Annotated in this window: 15 protein-coding genes; 3 read left to right on the top strand and 12 right to left on the bottom strand. The window is 71.1% G+C overall.

What is annotated here, in order from left to right; genetic code table 11:
• The first annotated feature begins 15 nt into the window (after window positions 1-15).
• Window positions 16-2016: an alpha-1,4-glucan--maltose-1-phosphate maltosyltransferase gene (locus DEI95_RS09015; RefSeq protein WP_110890922.1), complete on the top strand. Its 2001-nt coding sequence runs from the start codon at window positions 16-18 to the stop codon at window positions 2014-2016.
• Window positions 2013-4514, top strand: coding sequence for a 1,4-alpha-glucan branching protein GlgB (gene glgB / locus DEI95_RS09010; protein ID WP_258367550.1), 2502 nt, complete (start codon window positions 2013-2015; stop codon window positions 4512-4514). Before DEI95_RS09015 ends, glgB begins: the two co-directional genes overlap by 4 nt.
• Window positions 4515-4597: 83 nt before the next feature.
• On the opposite strand, the gene DEI95_RS09005 is transcribed toward glgB, so the two are convergent.
• A complete protein-coding gene (locus DEI95_RS09005; RefSeq protein ID WP_111060033.1) occupies window positions 4598-5593 on the bottom strand; it encodes a tetratricopeptide repeat protein in 996 nt (331 codons plus the stop codon).
• Window positions 5590-7332, bottom strand: coding sequence for a hypothetical protein (locus tag DEI95_RS09000; protein WP_110825182.1), 1743 nt, complete (start codon window positions 7330-7332; stop codon window positions 5590-5592). The genes DEI95_RS09005 and DEI95_RS09000 overlap by 4 nt, the downstream gene beginning before the upstream one ends.
• A gap of 186 nt (window positions 7333-7518) precedes the next feature.
• Between DEI95_RS09000 and DEI95_RS08995 the strand changes: the two genes are divergently transcribed.
• Window positions 7519-9375, top strand: a complete 1857-nt coding sequence (locus tag DEI95_RS08995) for a hypothetical protein (RefSeq protein WP_181436257.1) — start codon at window positions 7519-7521, stop codon at window positions 9373-9375.
• A 29-nt stretch (window positions 9376-9404) separates the two neighbouring features.
• Here the strand turns inward: DEI95_RS08995 and DEI95_RS08990 are convergent, their stop codons facing one another.
• From DEI95_RS08990 to DEI95_RS08945, 10 genes are all read right to left on the bottom strand, one after another.
• Complete coding sequence (locus DEI95_RS08990; protein WP_111060032.1) at window positions 9405-10184, bottom strand: alpha/beta hydrolase; 780 nt, start codon at window positions 10182-10184, stop codon at window positions 9405-9407.
• Window positions 10181-10486 (bottom strand): hypothetical protein, encoded by a 306-nt coding sequence (locus DEI95_RS16980; RefSeq protein ID WP_181419523.1) that lies wholly within the window; start codon window positions 10484-10486, stop codon window positions 10181-10183. The genes DEI95_RS08990 and DEI95_RS16980 overlap by 4 nt, the downstream gene beginning before the upstream one ends.
• Before the next feature lie 12 nt (window positions 10487-10498).
• The gene (locus DEI95_RS08980) at window positions 10499-11482 is read right to left on the bottom strand and encodes a transglycosylase SLT domain-containing protein (protein ID WP_110825184.1); all 984 of its coding nucleotides are present in this window, start codon (window positions 11480-11482) and stop codon (window positions 10499-10501) included.
• A 93-nt stretch (window positions 11483-11575) separates the two neighbouring features.
• The gene (locus DEI95_RS08975) at window positions 11576-12124 is read right to left on the bottom strand and encodes a DivIVA domain-containing protein (protein WP_110825185.1); all 549 of its coding nucleotides are present in this window, start codon (window positions 12122-12124) and stop codon (window positions 11576-11578) included.
• 81 nt (window positions 12125-12205) lie between these two features.
• Window positions 12206-13147: a phosphatidate cytidylyltransferase gene (locus DEI95_RS08970; RefSeq protein ID WP_110825186.1), complete on the bottom strand. Its 942-nt coding sequence runs from the start codon at window positions 13145-13147 to the stop codon at window positions 12206-12208.
• A gap of 50 nt (window positions 13148-13197) precedes the next feature.
• On the bottom strand, window positions 13198-13752 hold the full coding sequence (gene frr / locus DEI95_RS08965; RefSeq protein WP_110825187.1) for a ribosome recycling factor: 555 nt from the start codon (window positions 13750-13752) through the stop codon (window positions 13198-13200).
• Between the two features lie 54 nt (window positions 13753-13806).
• Window positions 13807-14526: a UMP kinase gene (pyrH, locus tag DEI95_RS08960; protein WP_110825188.1), complete on the bottom strand. Its 720-nt coding sequence runs from the start codon at window positions 14524-14526 to the stop codon at window positions 13807-13809.
• 106 nt (window positions 14527-14632) lie between these two features.
• Complete coding sequence (gene tsf, locus DEI95_RS08955) at window positions 14633-15460, bottom strand: translation elongation factor Ts (RefSeq protein ID WP_110825189.1); 828 nt, start codon at window positions 15458-15460, stop codon at window positions 14633-14635.
• 90 nt (window positions 15461-15550) lie between these two features.
• Complete coding sequence (gene rpsB / locus DEI95_RS08950) at window positions 15551-16477, bottom strand: 30S ribosomal protein S2 (RefSeq protein ID WP_110825190.1); 927 nt, start codon at window positions 16475-16477, stop codon at window positions 15551-15553.
• A gap of 286 nt (window positions 16478-16763) precedes the next feature.
• Complete coding sequence (locus DEI95_RS08945) at window positions 16764-18206, bottom strand: sugar porter family MFS transporter (protein WP_258365872.1); 1443 nt, start codon at window positions 18204-18206, stop codon at window positions 16764-16766.
• Window positions 18207-18551 lie beyond the last annotated feature (345 nt).

The raw sequence follows: 18551 nt of genomic DNA, 5'->3' as shown, positions 1-18551 counted from the left end.
GGTAGCGTCTGCTCCGTGGCCTCCGTAGACCGACCCCGGCGTCCGAAGATCGGGCGCATCCCGATCACCGAACTCGCCCCGACGACGCCGAACGGCTTCCCGGGCAAGGGCTTCGACGGGGAGGTGATCACGTTCGGCGCGACCGTCTTCCGAGAGGGACACGGTGTCATCGGCGCCGACCTCGTCCTCGTCCGGCCCGACGGCGCGACACGCACCGTCCCGCTGACCCTCGTCGCACCCGGGACCGACCGGTACGAAGCGACCGTGCAGGTCGAGGGCGTCGGCGTCTGGGAGTGGCACATCGAGTCCTACGCCGACGACTGGGCGAGCTGGGTGCACGGCGCACGGCTGAAGATCGCCGCCGGCGTCGACACCGACGCGACCCTGCTCGACGGCGCCGCGCTCCTCGAGCGGCTCGCCGCCGAGACCGACTCGACCACGGCCGCCCGCGCAGCGGCCCGCCTGCAGGACGAGGACCTCGACCCGGCCGAGCGCCTCGCCGCCGTGGACGACCCCCGTGTCGTCGCCGAGCTCGCCGAGTCGCCGCTCACCTCGCTCCGGACGCGCTCCGCGACGCAGCTGCTCGACGTCGAGCGCACCCGCGCCGGAGTCGGTGCCTGGTACGAGTTCTTCCCCCGCAGCGAGGGCGCCAAGCGCAACCCGGACGGCTCGTGGAAGAGCGGTGACTTCCGCACCGCGGCACGTCGCCTGCCCGCCGTCGCCCGGATGGGCTTCGACGTCGTCTACCTGCCGCCGATCCACCCGATCGGCACGACGGCCCGCAAGGGACCGAACAACACCCTGACCGCCGGCCCCGACGACCCCGGCAGCCCCTGGGCCATCGGTGGCCCCGAGGGCGGCCACGACGCCATCCACCCCGACCTCGGCACCGAGGACGACTTCCGGGACTTCGTCGAGACGGCGAAGAACACCGGGATGGAGGTCGCGCTCGACTTCGCCCTGCAGTGCTCCCCCGACCACCCCTGGGTCACCGAGCACCCGGAGTGGTTCACGGTCCGCGCCGACGGGTCGATCGCCACGGCCGAGAACCCGCCGAAGCGCTACCAGGACATCTACCCCATCCAGTTCGACACCGACCCCGAGGGCCTGGTCGCCGAGGTCCTGCGGGTCCTGCGGCACTGGATCGCGTTCGGTGTCCGGATCTTCCGCGTCGACAACCCGCACACCAAGCCGCTCTGGTTCTGGGAGCGGGTCATCCGCGAGGTCCGCGACGAGCACCCCGACATCGTCTTCCTCGCCGAGGCGTTCACCCGCCCGGCGATGATGCGGGCGCTCGCCGAGACCGGGTTCCAGCAGTCGTACTCGTACTTCACGTGGCGGAACACGAAGGAGGAGATCGAGACCTACTTCGACGAGCTGTCCCACGAGACGAGCGCCTACCTGCGCCCGAACCTCTTCGTGAACACGCCGGACATCCTCACCGAGTTCCTGCAGTACGGCGGTCGCGCCGGGTACAAGGTGCGTGCCGCCCTCGCCGCCACCGGCGCCCCGACCTGGGGCATGTACTCCGGGTACGAGCTCTTCGAGGACGTCGCCCGGCCGGGTTCCGAGGAGAACATCGACAACGAGAAGTACGAGTACAAGCCGCGTGACTTCGCGCTCGCCGAGGCCGAGGGCGCGAGCCTGGCCCCGTACGTGACGATGCTCAACCGCCTCCGGTCGGCGCACCCCGCGCTCCGCCAGCTCCGGAACACGACGATCCACTCCGCCGAGGACGACGCGATCGTCGTGTACTCGAAGCACCTGCCCGGGCAGTACAACCGATCGGGCCGTGACGACACCGTCATCGTCGTGGCGAACGTCGACCCGCACTCCTCGCGGGAGACCACCGTGCACCTCGACCTCACCGCCCTCGGGCTCGAGCCCGGCACCCTGTTCGACGTCCGCGACGTCGTCACCGGTGCCCGCTGGACCTGGGGCTCCGCCAACTACGTGCGCCTGGATGCCTTCCAGGAGCCCGTGCACCTGCTCGTCGTGGAAGGACCGCACCGATGACCGACCCGAACACCACACCCGAGCAGAAGCCGTCCACGTCGGCCCCCGCGGCGGGCACGCCCGGCACCGGCCCCGGCCTGCCCCCGGTCCCGCCGCCGCCGCCCGCGCTCCCCCGTCGGTCGGAGCAGCCCCGGACCGAGCGCGTCGAGCCGAACACCTCGGCACCCGGCGAGGACCTGCCCGGCGCGCCCGCCGCGCAGCCCGAGTCGCCCTCCCGGGACGTCCCGGAGTCGGCGACGCTCGCCGGCGGGCTGACCAGCGACGCGCCTGTCGCTCCGGAGGCGACCCCCGCCTCCCGGACGGAGGTCCCGCCGCAGACCACGACGGCGTCCGCGACGGCCACCGAGCCGGTCCCCGCACCGGTCGACGAGTGGATCCGCCAGCAGGTCGCCGAAGGCCGTTGGTCGCAGCCGCACGACGTCCTCGGCCCGCACCCGGTCGAGGGCGGGACGAGCGTCCGCGTCGTCCGCCACCTGGCCACGGCGGTCCGGATCGTCCGTCCGGACGGCGACGACGTCGAGCTCCGACACGAGGGCGAGGGCGTCTGGGCCGGTGCCACCACCGGCGAGCTCGGCCGCTACCGCGTCGAGGCGGACTACGAAGACGACGCCACCTGGACCACCGACGACGCGTACCGGTTCGCCCCGACGCTCGGCGAGCTCGACCTGCACCTGTTCGGCGAGGGCCGCGACGAGCAGCTCTGGCACCACCTCGGCGCACACGTGCAGACCGTTGACGACGTCGAGGGCGTCGCCTTCGCCGTCTGGGCGCCCCGCGCCACCGCCGTCCGTGTGATCGGCGACTTCGAGGGGTGGGAGGGCCGCACGACCGCGATGCGCCGTCTCAACGACCTCGGCGTCTGGGAACTGTTCTGGCCCGGCGCCCTCGAGGGCCAGCGGTACAAGTTCCAGATCCTCACCGACAGCGGTTGGGTGGAGCGGGCGGACCCGTTCGCCCGCCGCACCGAGGTCCCGCCGCTCACCGCGTCCGTCATCACGAGCGCCCACCACACCTGGTCCGAGGGCGACGACCGGTGGATGGCCGAGCGTGCCGCGTCGACGACCCACGACCGGCCGATGAGCATCTACGAGGTGCACCTCGGCTCGTGGCGCCCCGGCCTGAGCTACCGCGAGGTCGCGGACGACCTCATCGGGCACGTCCAGTACACCGGCTTCACCCACGTGGAGTTCCTGCCGCTCGCCGAGCACCCGTTCGGCGGCTCGTGGGGCTACCAGGTCACCGGGTACTACTCGCCGACCGCGCGCTTCGGCTCCCCCGACGACCTCCGCTACCTCATCGACCGGCTGCACTCGGCCGGTATCGGCGTCATCATGGACTGGGTCCCCGGGCACTTCCCGAAGGACGAGTGGGCGCTGGCGAAGTTCGACGGCTACGCACTGTTCGAGCACCCGGACCCCCGTCGCGGCGAGCAGCTCGACTGGGGCACCTACGTGTTCGACTTCGGGCAGCCGCAGGTGCGGAACTTCCTCGTCGCGAACGCGCTGTACTGGCTGGAGGAGTTCCACATCGACGGCCTCCGCGTCGACGCCGTGGCCTCGATGCTGTACCTCGACTACTCCCGCACCGAGTGGCTGCCGAACATCCACGGCGGCCGCGAGAACCTCGAGGCGATCACGCTCCTGCAGGAGACGAACGCCACCGCGTACAAGCGCTACCCCGGCATCGTGATGATCGCCGAGGAGTCGACCTCGTGGCCCGGTGTCACGCAGCCGACGAGCGCAGGCGGGCTCGGGTTCGGCCAGAAGTGGAACATGGGCTGGATGCACGACACGCTCCAGTACGTCGAGCGCGACCCCGCGTACCGCTCCTACCACCACGACGAGATCACGTTCTCGTTCGTCTACGCGTTCAGCGAGCAGTTCACGCTGCCGATCAGCCACGACGAGGTCGTGCACGGCAAGGGGTCGCTCTACGGCAAGATGCCCGGAGACGAGTGGCAGAAGCTCGCGAACGTCCGTGCCTACCTGGCGTTCATGTGGGCGCACCCGGGCAAGCAGCTGCTGTTCATGGGACAGGAGTTCGCGCAGCCCAGCGAGTGGAGCGAGGCGAACGGTCTCGACTGGTGGCTCCTCGACGACCCGGGACACCGCGGTGTCCAGGACCTGGTCGCCGAGCTGAACCGTGTCTACAAGGAGAACCCGGCGTTCTGGACGCACGACGCCACGCAGGACGGCTTCGAGTGGCTCGAGGGCGGCGACGCACCGCACTCCACGCTCGGTTTCCTCCGCAAGGCCGGTGACGAGCGCATCGCCGTGTTCGTCAACTTCTCGGGCGTCCCCGTCGAGCACCGCTTCGGTCTGCCGACCGCGGGGACGTGGAACGAGGTGCTGAACACCGACGCGTCGGCCTACGGCGGCTCCGGTGTCGGCAACCTCGGCGCCGTGCAGGCCGAGGACGTCCCGTGGGCCGGCCGGCCCGCCTCGGCGAACCTCGTGGTGCCGCCGCTCGGCGCGGTCTGGCTGCGCCTGGCGGAGTAGCGCACCGACGCGACGACGGACGGGAGGCCCGGTACCAGCTGGTACCGGGCCTCCCGTCCGTCGTGGGGCCGCTCCGCGGCTGCTCAGTAGAGGGCGTTGGCGAGCCGGCGTCGCGCCGCGACGACGCGCGGGTCCTCGGAGCCGATGAGCTCGAAGTACTCGACCAGACGGACCCGGAGTGCCTCGCGGTCCTCGCCGAAGACCGTGGGCACGAGGTCGAGCAGGCGTCCGAAGGCGTCCTCGACGTGCCCGCCGCTGACGTCGAGGTCGGCGACCGCGAGCTGTGCGGCGACGTCGCGCTGGTCGGCTCCCGCGGCGGCGCGGATCTCGTCCGCGGTCCGTCCGGACAGCCGGTCGAGGAGCGACACCTGCGCCAGCCCGGCGACGGCCATCTGGTCGTGCGGGTCCTGCAGGATCGCGGTCCGGTACTCCGCGATCGCGGCGGCGTAGTCCCCGCGCTCGATCGCGTCGTACGCGGCCTGGTGGTGCGGGGGCAGCGGCTCGGGCTCCGGCTCACCCTGCTCGGCGCCCTCGGGCACGTCCGCAGCGCCGTCGACCTGCACGCGGCCCGCGACGCCGTTCTGCTCGGCGGCCTGGAGCACCTGCTCGAAGACGTCGCGGACCTCGGCCTCCGGCAGTGCACCGACGAACAGTCCGAGCGGACGTCCACCGATGACCGCGGCCACCGTGGGGATCGACTGCGCCTGGAAGGCCTGCACGAGCTGCGGGTTCGTGTCGGCATCGACCTTGGCGAGCACGAGACGGCCGGCGTACTCCTCGGTCAGACGTTCGAGCACCGGGGAGAGCTGCTTGCACGGCCCGCACCACTCGGCCCAGATGTCCACGATGACCGGGACGACCGTCGACAGCTGCACGACGTCCTGGAAGCTCTGGTCCGTGACGTCCATGACCAGCGACGGGACGCTCAGGACGCCGTCGGGCTGTCCCGCACCGGTCGGCGCGGGCGTACCGGCACCGGTGGTCGCGGGGGCGGTCTGCGGCCGCTGTGCGCGGTCGACGAGGGACGAGAGGTCGACCGCTCCGCGCAGGCTGGACGGGGTCGGGGGGACGTTGGTCATTGCACCTCACTAGCTGCGATCAGGCCCTGGGTGAACCCGAGGAGTTCTATCTTGTCGTCCGAGCCCACCGGGGGCACGGAGAAGAGCAGCTGGACGCCGTACGTCGCCCGCACGCCCTTCGTGCTCGAGTCGACGCCCGACAGCGCCTTCACGGCGCCCTCGGTGTTGACCTTCGCCCCGGTGGCCGTCGGCGTGACCTCCTCGACCTCGTCGAGGTCCACGGAGACGAGCGCACCCGCGGTGTTCGTGGCGAGTGCCAGCGGGGTGTCGTCCGGGATCTCCGAGGAGAACGCGATCTCGGCCGTGTCGTCCAGCGACTTCGCCTTCTCGTCCTTGTAGGACTTGCCGATCCGGGTGCGGAGGTCGTCGCCGTCACCCGCGAACAGGTCCGCGGAGGGGCTCTCGGCGTCCTTGGACAGGATGTCCGCGTAGGCCGCCGCCACCTCGTCCGGAGCGAGCGCGAGGAGCTTCGAGTCCGGGGCGAGCTGCGCGGCACCGATCGCGGTGGGGGCGAGCGAGGGCAGCTGCGCGTCCGCCTCGAGCGAGACGGCGTACTCCACCTTGTAGTCGGAACGGGCGTCCTGCTGCACGAGCGTCAACGCCTGCGGGGCGGTCTGCTCGTCGGAGCAGTCCGCGGCGACGACTGCGAAGACCGTCCGCGGCCAGGAGTCCGTCTGCTGCGGGAGCGCCACGCAGACGTCGTCCGCCGCGATCGCCGGCAGCGGCTTCGCCTCTGCATCGGCGTCCCGGATCGCGTAGTTGGCCTTCCGGAGCTCCAGGGCCGGTCCGGCGAACCGGGTACCGGCGAGGTCGGCGTCCTTGTCCGCGTCCGCCTGCTCGGCGACGTCGGCGACGCGGGAGACGATCCGCGAGATCTGCTGCTTCGTGGCGGCCGTGGCCGGGGCAGGTGCGGCACCGCCGGTCGCCGTGGCGGTCGGTGTGGGCGTCGCGCCCGCGTCGCCGCCCTGGGGCCAGTACTCGGATGAACAACCGCTCAGCACGAGCGCACCGGCGACGAGCACCGGCACGGCCACGAAGGACCGACGACCGCGTCGGCTCCGTGCCGGGACCTGTGCCCCGGCAGCGGCGGCACGACGGGAGGCACGGACACGCGGCGGTCGTCCGCCCCCGCTCCGACGACGCGGACCACGGGACCGACGCTGGTGCAGGAACGCCCAGACCAGCAGGACGACCCCACCGAGGACGAACAACCCGCCGACGGTCAGGAGCGGACCGACGGACGGTGTCGCGGTGTCGCGGGGCCACGTGACGGAGACGTCCGACGGGGCCGGCGCCGACCCGTCGGAGGCGACCACGAGGGACACGTCCGCGGGCAGCCGCACGGTGAACTGCCGGGCGTCGTCGTACTCCTGGTACCAGAGGTCGCTGCCCCGCGGGTCCGGCACCTCCGTCGCGGTCCCGGTGGTGCGCGCCGTGAGCTTGCCCGCTGCGGCGTCGTAGCGCAGGGTCGTGTGTGCGGCATCGCCGACCCAGGCGTCGACGTCCGACGTCCTGCCGTAGGCCGCGAACACCTTCCCCGTGCCGGAGACGCTGATGCGCTGGTAGCCGGGGTTGGCGTTGAGCACGCTCCCCGGGATCACGGTCACCGGGGCGGACGTCGTACCGCTGGTCGCGGCGACGATCGAGGACGGGGGCGCGAACACCGTGCGCTGCCCGACGCCGAGACCGACGAGGAGCACCCCGATGACGAAACTGACGATCGCCAGGACGAACCGCACGGACTCTCTCCCTCCGCGCCGGGGTGGGGTGGACGGCGCGCGAAACAACGGTCCAGGGTACCCAGGACAGCTGTGAGGCGCATCCCCCGGGCCTGGTCCACGCCTCCAGGGGCCGACCTGGACGCACCACTACACTCGGGGTCCGGACCGCACGGGGTGGTCCGGGACGACCGCAGGGAGCGACGCGTGGCGAACGACGAGGCAGAGTTCGGGACCGAACTGCGGGGGTACCGCAAGGACGAGGTCGACCGTGCTCTGAACGACCTCCGCCGCGAGCTCATCAAGTCGAACACCGACCGGGCCGAGGCGGCGAAGGAGATCCGCCTGCTGCAGTCCCGCGTCTCCGACCTGCAGGGCGAACTGGACGAGGCTGGCACGCCGACGTACAGCGGCCTCGGTACCCGCCTGGAGTCGACGCTCCGCGTGGCCGAGGAACAGTCGACGCGGCTCATCAGCCAGGCCGACATCGACGCCCAGCGGCTCCGTGCCACCAGCCGGACCGAAGCGGAGCGCGTCCTGCGCGAAGCACGCGACGAGGCGCACGACACGCTCGAGGACGCGCGGACCCGGGCGACGAACGAGCTCTCCCGCGCCCGGGCCGAGTCGGCCGACACGGTGGAGCGGGCGCGTGCCGAAGCCGGGATCCTCGTGCAGGACGCCCGGAACGAGGCCGCCGCCGTCCGCGGGGCCGCCGTGACCGAAGCAGCCGAGGTGCGGTCGGTCGCGATCCGCGAGACGAACGCGCTCCGCGCCCAGGTCGAGCACGAGGTCGCCGAACTCCGTGAGGTCGCGCAGCGGGAGTCGGCAGCCGCCCGCCGTGCCGCCGCCGACCTCGAGCGCGAGACGGAGCACCGTCGCAGCGTCTTCGAAGCCGACCAGACCCGCCGACTCGAGGACCTCGACCGCGAGGAGAGCACCCGCCGCGAAGCCCTCGACCGCACCCTCACCGAGGCGCGCACGGCCTGGGAGCGCGAACACGGCGCAGCCCGACAGGCCCTGGACCTCGAGGTCGAGAGCGCGCGCGCGGAGCTCGCCGGCGAGGTCGACCGCCGCCGCGCTGAACTCGCAGCCGAGGTCGACGACCGCCGCCGACAGCTCGACGAGGACCTCGCCGCCGCCCGGGCCACGTGGGAACGCGAACTCGCCGGGGCGCGGACCGCGCTCGAGCAGGAGATCGAGGCCGCGCACGCGCAGCTCCGTGTCGACACCGAGCAGACCGCCGCCGAGAACGCCCGCCGCGTCCAGGAGACCACGGAACGGATCGAGCGCGAGACGGCCGACCACCTCGACCGCATCCAGCGGGAGCGCGAGGCCGCCGAAGCCGCAGCGGAGCGGGCTGCACGGGAGCACGAGAACGAACTCGCCGCACGGCGGGAGCGCGAGCACGCCGAGGTCGACACCGAGATCGCCGATCGACGGAGCGCCGAGCTCGACGCCCTGTTCGCCGAGCGGACCGCCCTGCGACAGGAGATCGACACGGCACGCGCCGCCCTCGCGCAGGAGCGCGACGAAGCCCGGGCGACCGTCGAACGCGAACGGGAGGACGCTCGGGCCGCCCTCGAGACGGAGTTGGCCGCTCGACGGGACGACGCCGAGCAGGAGTACCTGGAACGCCACCGCGCCACCGTGACCGAGACGCAGAAGTACCTCGACGAGGCGAACCTGCAGCTCGCCGAGGCGACGCGTCGCGCCGCCGCCGCCCGGGAGATCGCCGACCGCCTCGAGCGGGAGGCCGCCGACGTCGCACGACAGCAGGAGTCCGACGCCCGGGAACGAGCCGCGGACCTCGTCCGGGACGCCCAGGAACGTGCGCACCGACTCGTGGCCGACGCCGAGGAGCGGACGGCGCTCCTGCTGGCCGAGGCCGAGGACCGTCTCGGCGCCATCCGCACCGAGCGGGAGGCCGTGGCCGGCTACCTGGAGAACCTGCGGGGCGTGCTCACGCACGCGGCAGGCGTCATCGAGGAGCAGGGCGCCGCTCGTCCCGCCACGGTCGACGCGGACCAGGCTCGGCTCGAGACGGACGGCGACGCGGCGCACTGACCGGTCGCCCGGGGCCGGCGCTGGTCGGGCTAGGCCTGCGTCGGCCAGTGCGAGGGCAGCGGAGCGCTACCCGGCACGACGAGGTCCGCGACGGCGTCGAGGACGACCCGCACGTACTTCTCCCCCACCCACAGGTGCTTCGCGCCGGCGACGGGCACGACCCGGACGTCCGGTGCGACGGCGAACCGGCGGACCGCATCGTCCGGCACGAGGAAGTCGTCGTGCTCGGGGACGAGGGCGACCACCGGCACGCCCACGCCCGACCACCGGGCGAGCTCCTCGTCGGTGGTCCGGTGCAGCGGTGGCGACAGCAGGACGACCCCGGCGACGTTCCCGGCCTCGACGTGCTCGAGGGCGTGCTTCAGGATGACCTCCGTCCCGAAGGACCACCCGACGAGCCACGGCGTCGGCAGGCCCCGCGCGACGACCTCGTCGACGGCGGCCCGGAGGTCGAAGCCCTCGGACACCCCGTCGCCGAAGACACCCTCGGACGTCCCGCGCGGTGAGGTGACGGAGCGGAAGTTGAACCGCAGGACGGCCAGGTCGGCCAGCGCGGGGAGCCGGGCCGCGGCCTTCTTCAGGACGTGCGAGTCCATGAAGCCCTGCGCGGTGGGCAGCGGGTGCAACGTGACGAGTGTTCCCCGTGCCGGTCGGTCGAGCGGCTCGGCCAACTCCCCCACCAGCGTCAGGTGGTCGTCGGTGACGAGCTCCACGTCCGTCCGCCGAGCGGGCAGCACGGTGCCGGAACGGATCTCCTCGCCGGGCGCGACCGACTCGCGGGCGTGTCCCTCGGGGTGTCCGGTCGTCATGCGATGCTCCAGCAGTGGTGGTGCCAATGACGGCGCGCAGCGAGGTCGGCGGCGTCGCCGAGCACCCCGTCCGCACGCCACACGACGACGTGCGCGGTCCCGGGTTCGATCGTCAGGCCGCAGCCCGGACAGAGGTACTCCTTCTGCGCCGATGCTGCCGAGATCGGTTGTACCGACCACTCGCGGCCACGACGGACTTCGGTCCGGCGCCAGCCGCCCGTCAGTCGCTCGAGTCCGGCGCCCTCAGGGACGTCATCGTGGCCACGACCACGCGGGCGACGCGGCCGGTTGCTCCGCGGCACCGCGATCGCCGATCAGTACCAGTTGTACGAGACGCTGTGCGCCCAGGCGCCGCAGGGCGTGCCGTAGACACCGGTGATGTAGTTGAGTCCCCAGGTGATCTGCGTGGCGGGGTTCGTCTGCCAGTCGGCACCGGCGGAGGCCATCTTGCTGCCCGGGAGGGACTGCGGGATGCCGTACGCACCGCTCGGGTTGTAGGCGTTCACCCGCCAGCCCGACTCCTTGTTCCACAGCGAGACCAGGCAGCTGTACTGGTCGTTGCCCCACCCGCGGGCGGCGACCATCTGCTGCGCGATCGCCTGGGCGCTACCAGGGTCCGGCGTCGCTGCGGTGGCGGCCAGGGGCGTGCTCGCGGCGGGCTGCGCTGCGGTGGCGTCGTCCTCGGTCGACGCGGTGTCGCTCGACGCACTGTCGGTCCCCGCGGGCGTGGCGGTCGGAGTCGGCGTGGGAGTCGGCTTCGGCGCGGGCTTGACGACGTCGAACCCGTCGCGGGCCGCGTCGAAGTCCCCGTACGTGCCGTGCGCCGAGAACTGCTGGGGCGTCGAGATCGGAGCCGGGGCGAGCACGGGCGCGGCCGTGGCGGCGTCGGTCTGCATCGGGTTGAACAGCGATCCACCGACGAAGGCCGACACGGCGAGGAACGACATCGCCGGGATCGTCGAACGCTGCCGCACGAACCCGTTGAAGGACCGCGGGGTCGACGGCTTCGACGGCGCGACGGACCGCGCGCGGGACCGGCGGACGATCCGGGCGGCGGGAGCGGTCACCACAGCTGCGGCGCGCGTGGCCTCGGCGTCGGAGACGCGGTTCGCTGCGACGGACACCGGCGCGATGACGGGAGCGACGGGCTGCTCCTGCTGGGCCGGGGTGGGACGGACGACCGAGGTCTCCGCCGTGCGCGTTCGGTTCTTCGCCGCTCGTCGCTCGCTGACGATCGCGTGATCGTGCAGTTCGCGGTTCGCGCGGTCGGATCGAGTGTCTGCCGTGTGCCTGCCCATGAGTCCGACCAGGATAACGGAACGATCACGGAAAGCGAAGCACCTGGGGACGGCGATTCGGCAGGCGCCGATGCGGCCCGTTGCGCCGGTCCGTCAGCGCACGGCGAGCATGACCTCGACGACGGCGTCGAGGAGGGCGTCGACCTGGGCTTCGCGGTACCCGCCGTGCTTCGGACGGAACACGATCGACCGGACCTCGGTCAGGCTCAGCGGCTTGCCGTCCTTGAAGTAGCCGTGCAGCCGGCGCGAGAACGCGTCGACGTCCTTCGGGTGGTAGCCGGTCGTCAGGACGCTCACGCGCTGGAACCGCTGCCCGTCGGGTCGGCCGAGTCGTGCGACCACGTCGGACGCCTTGCTCCGAGCCTCCGCGTACCAGGCCTTCTGGCCGACGTCGGCGATCTCCCGCTCACGCTCACGTGCGGCGAACGCGTCCTCGAGACGTTCCAGCGCGGCGTCGACGTGTTGCGTCGAGTAGCCGCCCTTCTTCATCGAGAAGGCGGTCGCGCGGATCTTCGCCGCCTCGATCCCGGGGGCGCTGTCGTTCGCGGTGTAGGCACGCCGAGCGTCCTCGAGGAAACGCTCGACCTCGTCGGCGTCGTAGCCGAGGACCGAGCGGGGGGCAGTCGGGAACGTCGAAGGCACGGCGCCATTGTGCCAGTCCTGTGTCGGAGCACTTCCTGGACGCGCGGGGACAGCGTGCGCGGAGCCCCGTCCGGGGTGTGGTCAGCGCACGATGACGAGGTACATCAGGTACGCGATGGCCGCCGACGGCAGGATGCTGTCGATCCGGTCGAGCAGCCCGCCGTGGCCCGGCAGGAACGAAGAGATGTCCTTGATCCCGAGGTCGCGCTTGATCATCGACTCGGTGAGGTCCCCGAGCGTGGCCGATCCGGAGATGAGCACCCCGAGGATGATCCCGGTCCACCAGGGCAGTCCGAGCATCAGCCACGTGACGAGGATGCCGACGAGGATGCTCGCCGCGACCGATCCCCCGAAGCCCTCCCACGTCTTCTTCGGGCTGATGCGCGGCGCCATCGGGTGCTTGCCGAGGTTGATGCCGGTCGCGTACGCCCCGGTGTCCACCGCGACGACCACGAGGATGAACGCGATCACCCAGCGTTCGCCGTGGTCCTGCGCGGACAGGAGCACCACGCAGGCACCGAGCAGCGTCACGTACGCCTGGACGAACAACCCGTTCGTGAGGTCGCGGACAACGTTCTGCGCCGACGGCTTCGTGCGGGCGAAGGCGACCTCCACGAGGCGCCACACCGAGATGACGACGACGCCGCCGAGCAGCGTCGACAGCGCCCAGTCCTGCCCGCCGAGGAAGGCGGCCGGGACGGTCGCGACCGCGACCGCGACGCTCGGGATCCTCGGGACGTCACGACCCGCGAACCGCATCGCGCTCGCGAGCTCGTAGACGCCGACGCCGAGCAGGAACGCGGCGACGAGCATGAACACCGGTTTGAAGACCAGGAGCGATGCGAGCATGACCACCGCGAACGCGAGTGCGATCGCGATCGCCGCCGGCAGGTTCCGCCCGGTGCGGGCGGTCAGTGCTTCGTTGCGCACACCGAATTCGGCACGACGTTGCCGGATCTGCGCCTCGAAGTCGCTCCGGGCCGCCCTCGCCCGCGCGTCGAAGTCCTGTCGGAACCCCGTCATGCGGCGGTCATCTGATGTGGGGCGGTCGTCGCCCTGGTCCGGACGGCGCATCAGACCTCGAGGAGTTCGGCTTCCTTCTTCTTCAGCGCCTCGTCGATCTGGTCGACGTGCTTCTTCGTCAGCGCGTCGAGCTCCTTGTCGCTGCGGGCGATGTCGTCGTCGGATACCTCGCCCTTCAGCGCGTCGAGGTCGTCCTTGGCCTTGCGGCGGATGTTGCGGAGGACGACCTTGTGGTCCTCGCCCTTACCCTTGACGATCTTCACGAACTCCTTGCGGCGCTCGGCCGAGAGCTCGGGGATCGTCACGCGGACGATCTCGCCGTCGTTCGTCGGGCTGGCCCCGAGGTTCGGGAAGGTCGCGATCGCACGCTCGATCTCCTTGAGCGCCGACTTGTCGTACGGCGTCACGATGAGGGTGCGGGCCTCCGGCGTCTGGAGGGACGCGAGCTGCGCGAGCGGGGTCGGCGAACCGTAGTACTCGACCGGGATCTTCTGGAAGAGCGCGGCGTTGATGCGGCCGGTGCGGACGGTGGCGAAGTCGTCCCTCGCGACGTCGACGGCCTTCGCCATCTTCTCGGTCGCCTCGGTCATGACGTCACTGATCACGGTGGTTCTCCTTCGGTACGGGTCGAGTCTAGTCAGTCGGCGGTCGGGACCCGGTCAGTTGCTGACGACGGTCCCGATGCGCTCGCCCTGGATCGCGGCGCGGACGTTGCCCTCGCCCTCCATGCCGAACACGTGCATCGGCATGCCGTTGTCCATGCAGAGCGAGAACGCGGTGGCGTCGACGACCTTGAGCCCCTTGAGGAGTGCGTCCTGGTAGGTGACGTGGTGCAGCTTCTCGGCGGTCGGGTCCTTCTTCGGGTCGGCGGAGTACACGCCGTCGACGCCGTTCTTGGCGACGAGCACCTCGTCCGCACCGATCTCGAGCGCACGCTGCGCGGCGACGGTGTCGGTCGAGAAGTAGGGCAGGCCGGCGCCCGCACCGAAGATGACGACGCGGCCCTTCTCGAGGTGCCGCTCGGCGCGACGCGGGATGTACTGCTCGGCGACCTGGGTCATGCTGATCGCCGACTGCACACGGGTGGCGGCGCCGGCCTGCTCGAGGAAGTCCTGGAGGGCGAGGGCGTTCATGACGGTACCGAGCATGCCCATGTAGTCCGCGCGGCCCCGGTCCATGCCGCGCTGCGACAGCTCGGCACCGCGGAAGAAGTTCCCCCCACCGACGACCACGGCCACCTCGACCTCGCGAGCGGCGTTCGCGATCTCCTTCGCGATGGAGCTGATGACGTCGGGGTTCACGCCCAGGGAACCGGCGCCGAACGCCTCTCCCGAGAGCTTCAGCAGGACCCGTCGGCGTCCGGTCTTCTCGTCGGTCATGTGTCAAGCACCCTTCGTCGTGGTCTCGTGGAAATGTACTCGGTGCGCCGGGGCGCACGACAACGGGGCCAGGAACCGGTTGGTTCCTGGCCCCGTCATGGGTTCGTTACGCGCCGACCTTGACGCGGGCGAAGCCCTGGATCGTGATGCCGGCGTTCTCGGCGGCCTTCGCGACGGAGATCTTGTTGTCCTTCGCGTAGTCCTGGTCGAGGAGCGAGATGCCCTTGATGAAGGCGTTGACGCGACCCTCGACGATCTTCGGGAGGGCGGCCTCGGGCTTGCCCTCCTCGCGCGTGATCGCCTCGACGGTGGCGCGCTCCTTCTCGATCGCGTCGGCCGGGACCTCGTCGCGCGTGAGGTACGACGGGTTCGCGAACGCGACGTGCTGCGCGATGGAACGGGCCTCGGCGGCGTTGTCACCCTCGTAGGCGACGACGACGGCGATCTGCGGCGGCAGGTCCTGGCTCGTCTTGTGCAGGTAGATCTCGAAGGCCGAGCCCTCGACACGGCGGACCGTGCGGACCTCGAGCTTCTCGCCGAGCGCCGCTGCGCTCTCGTTGACGACCTCGAGGACGGTCTTGCCGTCGAGCGGGGCCGCGTTCGCCGAGGCGACGTCGGTGGCACCGGCAGCGGCGACCGCACCGAGCACCTTGTCGGCGAGGGTCGTGAACTTCTCGTTCTTCGCGACGAAGTCGGTCTCGCTGGCGAGCTCGACGACGGTGGCGGCACCGTTGTCGGCCGATGCGACGACGACGCCTTCCGAGGTCGCACGGTCGTCGCGCTTGGCGACGGCCTTCGCGCCCTTGATGCGGAGCAGTTCGACGGCCTTGTCGTAGTCGCCGTCAGCCTCGACGAGGGCGTTCTTGGCGTCCATCATGCCGGCGCCGAGGTCCTCGCGGAGCTTCTTCACGTCAGCAGCGGTGAAGTTTGCCATTGCCTGGAGTCCTTTCTGGACTGTGCGTGTGTGGAGAGTGGGGAGCGGAGCAGGGGCGCCGGACCGGTGACGGTCCGGCGCCCCGGGTGCTCACTCGGCGGGGGTGGTCTCCGCAGCGGCGGCGGCCTCGGCCGTCGGCTCGGCGTTCTTGTCGGCGTCGGCGATCGGCTCGCCGATCTCCTTCGCGGCGACCTGAGCGTCAGCGTCGTTCTCGGCGACGGTCGCACCCTCGGGGGCGGCGTCGGCGGCCGGCGTCGCGCTGTCGCCACCGAGGAGCTCCTGCTCCCACTCGGCGAGCGGCTCGGCGGCCGCGTCGTCGTCGCCACCGTTGTGGCGGGTCTTCAGACCCTCGGCCGCGGCGTCGGCGACGATGCGGGTGAGGAGGCCGACGGAGCGGATCGCGTCGTCGTTGCCCGGGATCGGGTAGGTGATCTCGTCCGGGTCGCAGTTGGTGTCGAGGATGCCGATGATCGGGATCCCGAGCTTCTGCGCCTCGTCGACGGCGAGGTGCTCCTTCTTGGTGTCGACGATCCAGAGCGCGCTCGGGGTCCGCGTGAGGTTGCGGATACCACCGAGGGTCTTGTGGAGCTTGTCCAGCTCGCGCTTCTTGATGAGGAGCTCCTTCTTGGTGAAGCCCTTCGTCGTGTCGTCGAAGTCGATCTCCTCGAGCTCCTTCATGCGCGCGAGGCGCTTGGAGACCGTCTGGAAGTTCGTGAGCAGACCGCCGAGCCAACGCTGGTTGACGTACGGCTGGCCGACGCGGGTCGCCTGCTCGGCGATGGAGCCCTGCGCCTGCTTCTTGGTGCCCACGAAGAGGATCGTGCCACCGTGCGCGACCGTCTCCTTGACGAAGTCGTACGCACGGTCGATGAAGGCCAGCGACTGCTGCAGGTCGATGATGTGGATGCCCGAGCGCTCGGCGAGGATGAAGCGCTTCACCTTCGGGTTCCACCGACGGGTCTGGTGTCCGAAGTGGACGCCGCTGTCGAGCAGCTGGCGGATGGTGACGACGGCCATGCCGTCCCTCCTTGTTCTCGGCGCACGGGACGGAGCCCGTGCACACGGTTGCGGTTGTGTCGGTCACGACCGGTGGTCGTGGCCCCTGGCGCCCAGCCCCGTGACCGCCCGCTCGTGAGAGCGGGACCGATGGCCGCGGGACGTGCCGGAGGCCGGCACTGGTGGACACGCGAAGTCAGCGCGACCAGCGCGCTGCTGGATAGATGCTAACAGAGGAAGGAGGCCCGGATCACGCGACCCGGCAGGGTCACGCGATCCGGGCCTCCCGGCTGGGTGGGCGGCAGCGTCAGGCCTTGGCGCTGACCGTGTCGCCCTCGGCCGAGATGCCCATCTCCTCGAGGGAGCGGCCCTTGGTCTCGGGGATCTTCGCGATGACGAAGAACAGCGACAGCAGCGCGAAGAGCGCGTAGATGCCGTAGGTGACCGTCAGGTTGAAGCCGGACAGCACCGGGAACGAGATCGTGACGATGAAGTTCGCGATCCAGTTCGCCGCCGAGCCGATGCCGAGCGCGGTGGCGCGGATGCGGTTCGGGAACATCTCGCCGAGCAGCACCCACATGAGCGGGCCCCAGGTCGCACCGAAGGAGACGACGAACAGGTTGGCGAAGACGAGGGCGATGACGCCCCAGGCGCCGGGCAGCGAGGGCTCGCCGTCGACGATGCGGGCCTGCGAGAACGCGATGGCGACCATCGTCAGCGAGACGAACATGCCCGCGGAACCGGCGACGAGCAGCGGCTTCCGGCCGACCTTGTCGACGAGGAAGATCGCGATGAACGTGACCAGGACGTTCACGACCGAAGTGATGGTCGAGATGAGGAACGAGTCGCTCTCCTTGAAGCCGACGGCCTGCCACAGCGTCGTCGAGTAGTAGAAGATCACGTTGATGCCGACGAACTGCTGCAGGACGGCGAGGATGATGCCGACCCAGACGATGGGCTGCAGGCCGAAGCGGTTGCCGCGGATCGAGCCCTTCTTCTCGTTCGCTTCCTTCTGGATGCCGTCCTGGATCTCCTCCAGGCTCGTGTTCACGGTGTCACGGGGCACGATCTTGCCCATGACCTCACGCGCGTCGTCCTCGCGGCCCTTGGTGAGCAGGTACCGGGGCGACTCCGGCAGCGTGATCGCGAGGATGCCGTAGACGATCGACGGGACGACACCGACCAGGAACATCCAGCGCCAAGCCGGCAGGCCGAAGACGTCCGCCGACGCGCTGCCCGCCGTGACCGCGAAGAACTGGTCGGAGAGCAGGGCGGCGAAGATGCCGAGCGTGATCGCGAGCTGCTGGAAGGACGCGAGGCGCCCACGGATCGCCTTCGGGGAGACCTCGGAGATGTAGGCGGGTGCGATGACCGATGCGGTGCCGATGCCGAGTCCGCCGACGAGGCGCCAGATGACGAAGTCCCACGTGGCGAAGGCGAACCCCGACCCGATCGAGGACACGAAGAACAGCACCGCGGCCCAGAACATGATCCGGGTACGACCGAACCGGTCCGCCAAGCGTCCCGCGAAGTACGCGCCGAACGCACACCCGATGAGGGCGGAGGCGACCGCGAACCCGCTGGCGCCGTCGGAGAGGTCGAACTCCCCCTTGATCGCGTCGACCGCCCCGTTGATGACGGACGAGTCGAAGCCGAAGAGGAAGCCACCGACCGCCGCCGCGACGGCGAACAGCGTGACCTTCCCCTTGAACGCACGGTCCTCGCCGTGCTCGGTGGTCCTGGTCGACACGATGCTCCTGGGTTCCCGCCGCCGTGCCGGGTGGTGCACGGTGCCCCGGCGGTCGGCTGGATCGCCGTCCGAGCGGCGTTGCGGTGTCCGGAGCGGCCCCGACAGTACCCCTTCGCGGGTTGTTGAGCACATCGGGCGCCGTGCGGCGGCCGCTCCTCCACTGGCCGGGAGGCCCGGGGCTCCGTCCACAGGAGGGCTCCGGTCCGCCTCGGGGCCGGGTCGGGACGGCGAGCCTGGGTGGCATGACGAGCGCGACGAGGAGCGGACGGGGAAGCGTGGTGCCGGGCGTGGCGGGGCGGCGTGCCGAGCGGGGGCCGGCACCACGCTTCCCCGTCCGCTCCTCGT

This window comes from Curtobacterium sp. MCBD17_008, assembly GCF_003234475.1.
Taxonomy (GTDB): domain Bacteria; phylum Actinomycetota; class Actinomycetes; order Actinomycetales; family Microbacteriaceae; genus Curtobacterium.
This window is presented reverse-complemented; position numbering and strand designations above follow the sequence as displayed.

Bases quoted from the DNA above. Each gene is read 5' to 3' on its own strand.
- glgB (WP_258367550.1), top strand. From the start codon at position 2,013: ATGACCGACCCGAACACCACACCCGAGCAGAAGCCGTCCACGTCGGCC.
- DEI95_RS09005 (WP_111060033.1), bottom strand. From the start codon at position 5,593: ATGACCAACGTCCCCCCGACCCCGTCCAGCCTGCGCGGAGCGGTCGAC.
- DEI95_RS08990 (WP_111060032.1), bottom strand. From the start codon at position 10,184: ATGACGACCGGACACCCCGAGGGACACGCCCGCGAGTCGGTCGCGCCC.
- DEI95_RS08980 (WP_110825184.1), bottom strand. From the start codon at position 11,482: ATGGGCAGGCACACGGCAGACACTCGATCCGACCGCGCGAACCGCGAA.
- DEI95_RS08970 (WP_110825186.1), bottom strand. From the start codon at position 13,147: ATGACGGGGTTCCGACAGGACTTCGACGCGCGGGCGAGGGCGGCCCGG.
- pyrH (WP_110825188.1), bottom strand. From the start codon at position 14,526: ATGACCGACGAGAAGACCGGACGCCGACGGGTCCTGCTGAAGCTCTCG.
- tsf (WP_110825189.1), bottom strand. From the start codon at position 15,460: ATGGCAAACTTCACCGCTGCTGACGTGAAGAAGCTCCGCGAGGACCTC.
- rpsB (WP_110825190.1), bottom strand. From the start codon at position 16,477: ATGGCCGTCGTCACCATCCGCCAGCTGCTCGACAGCGGCGTCCACTTC.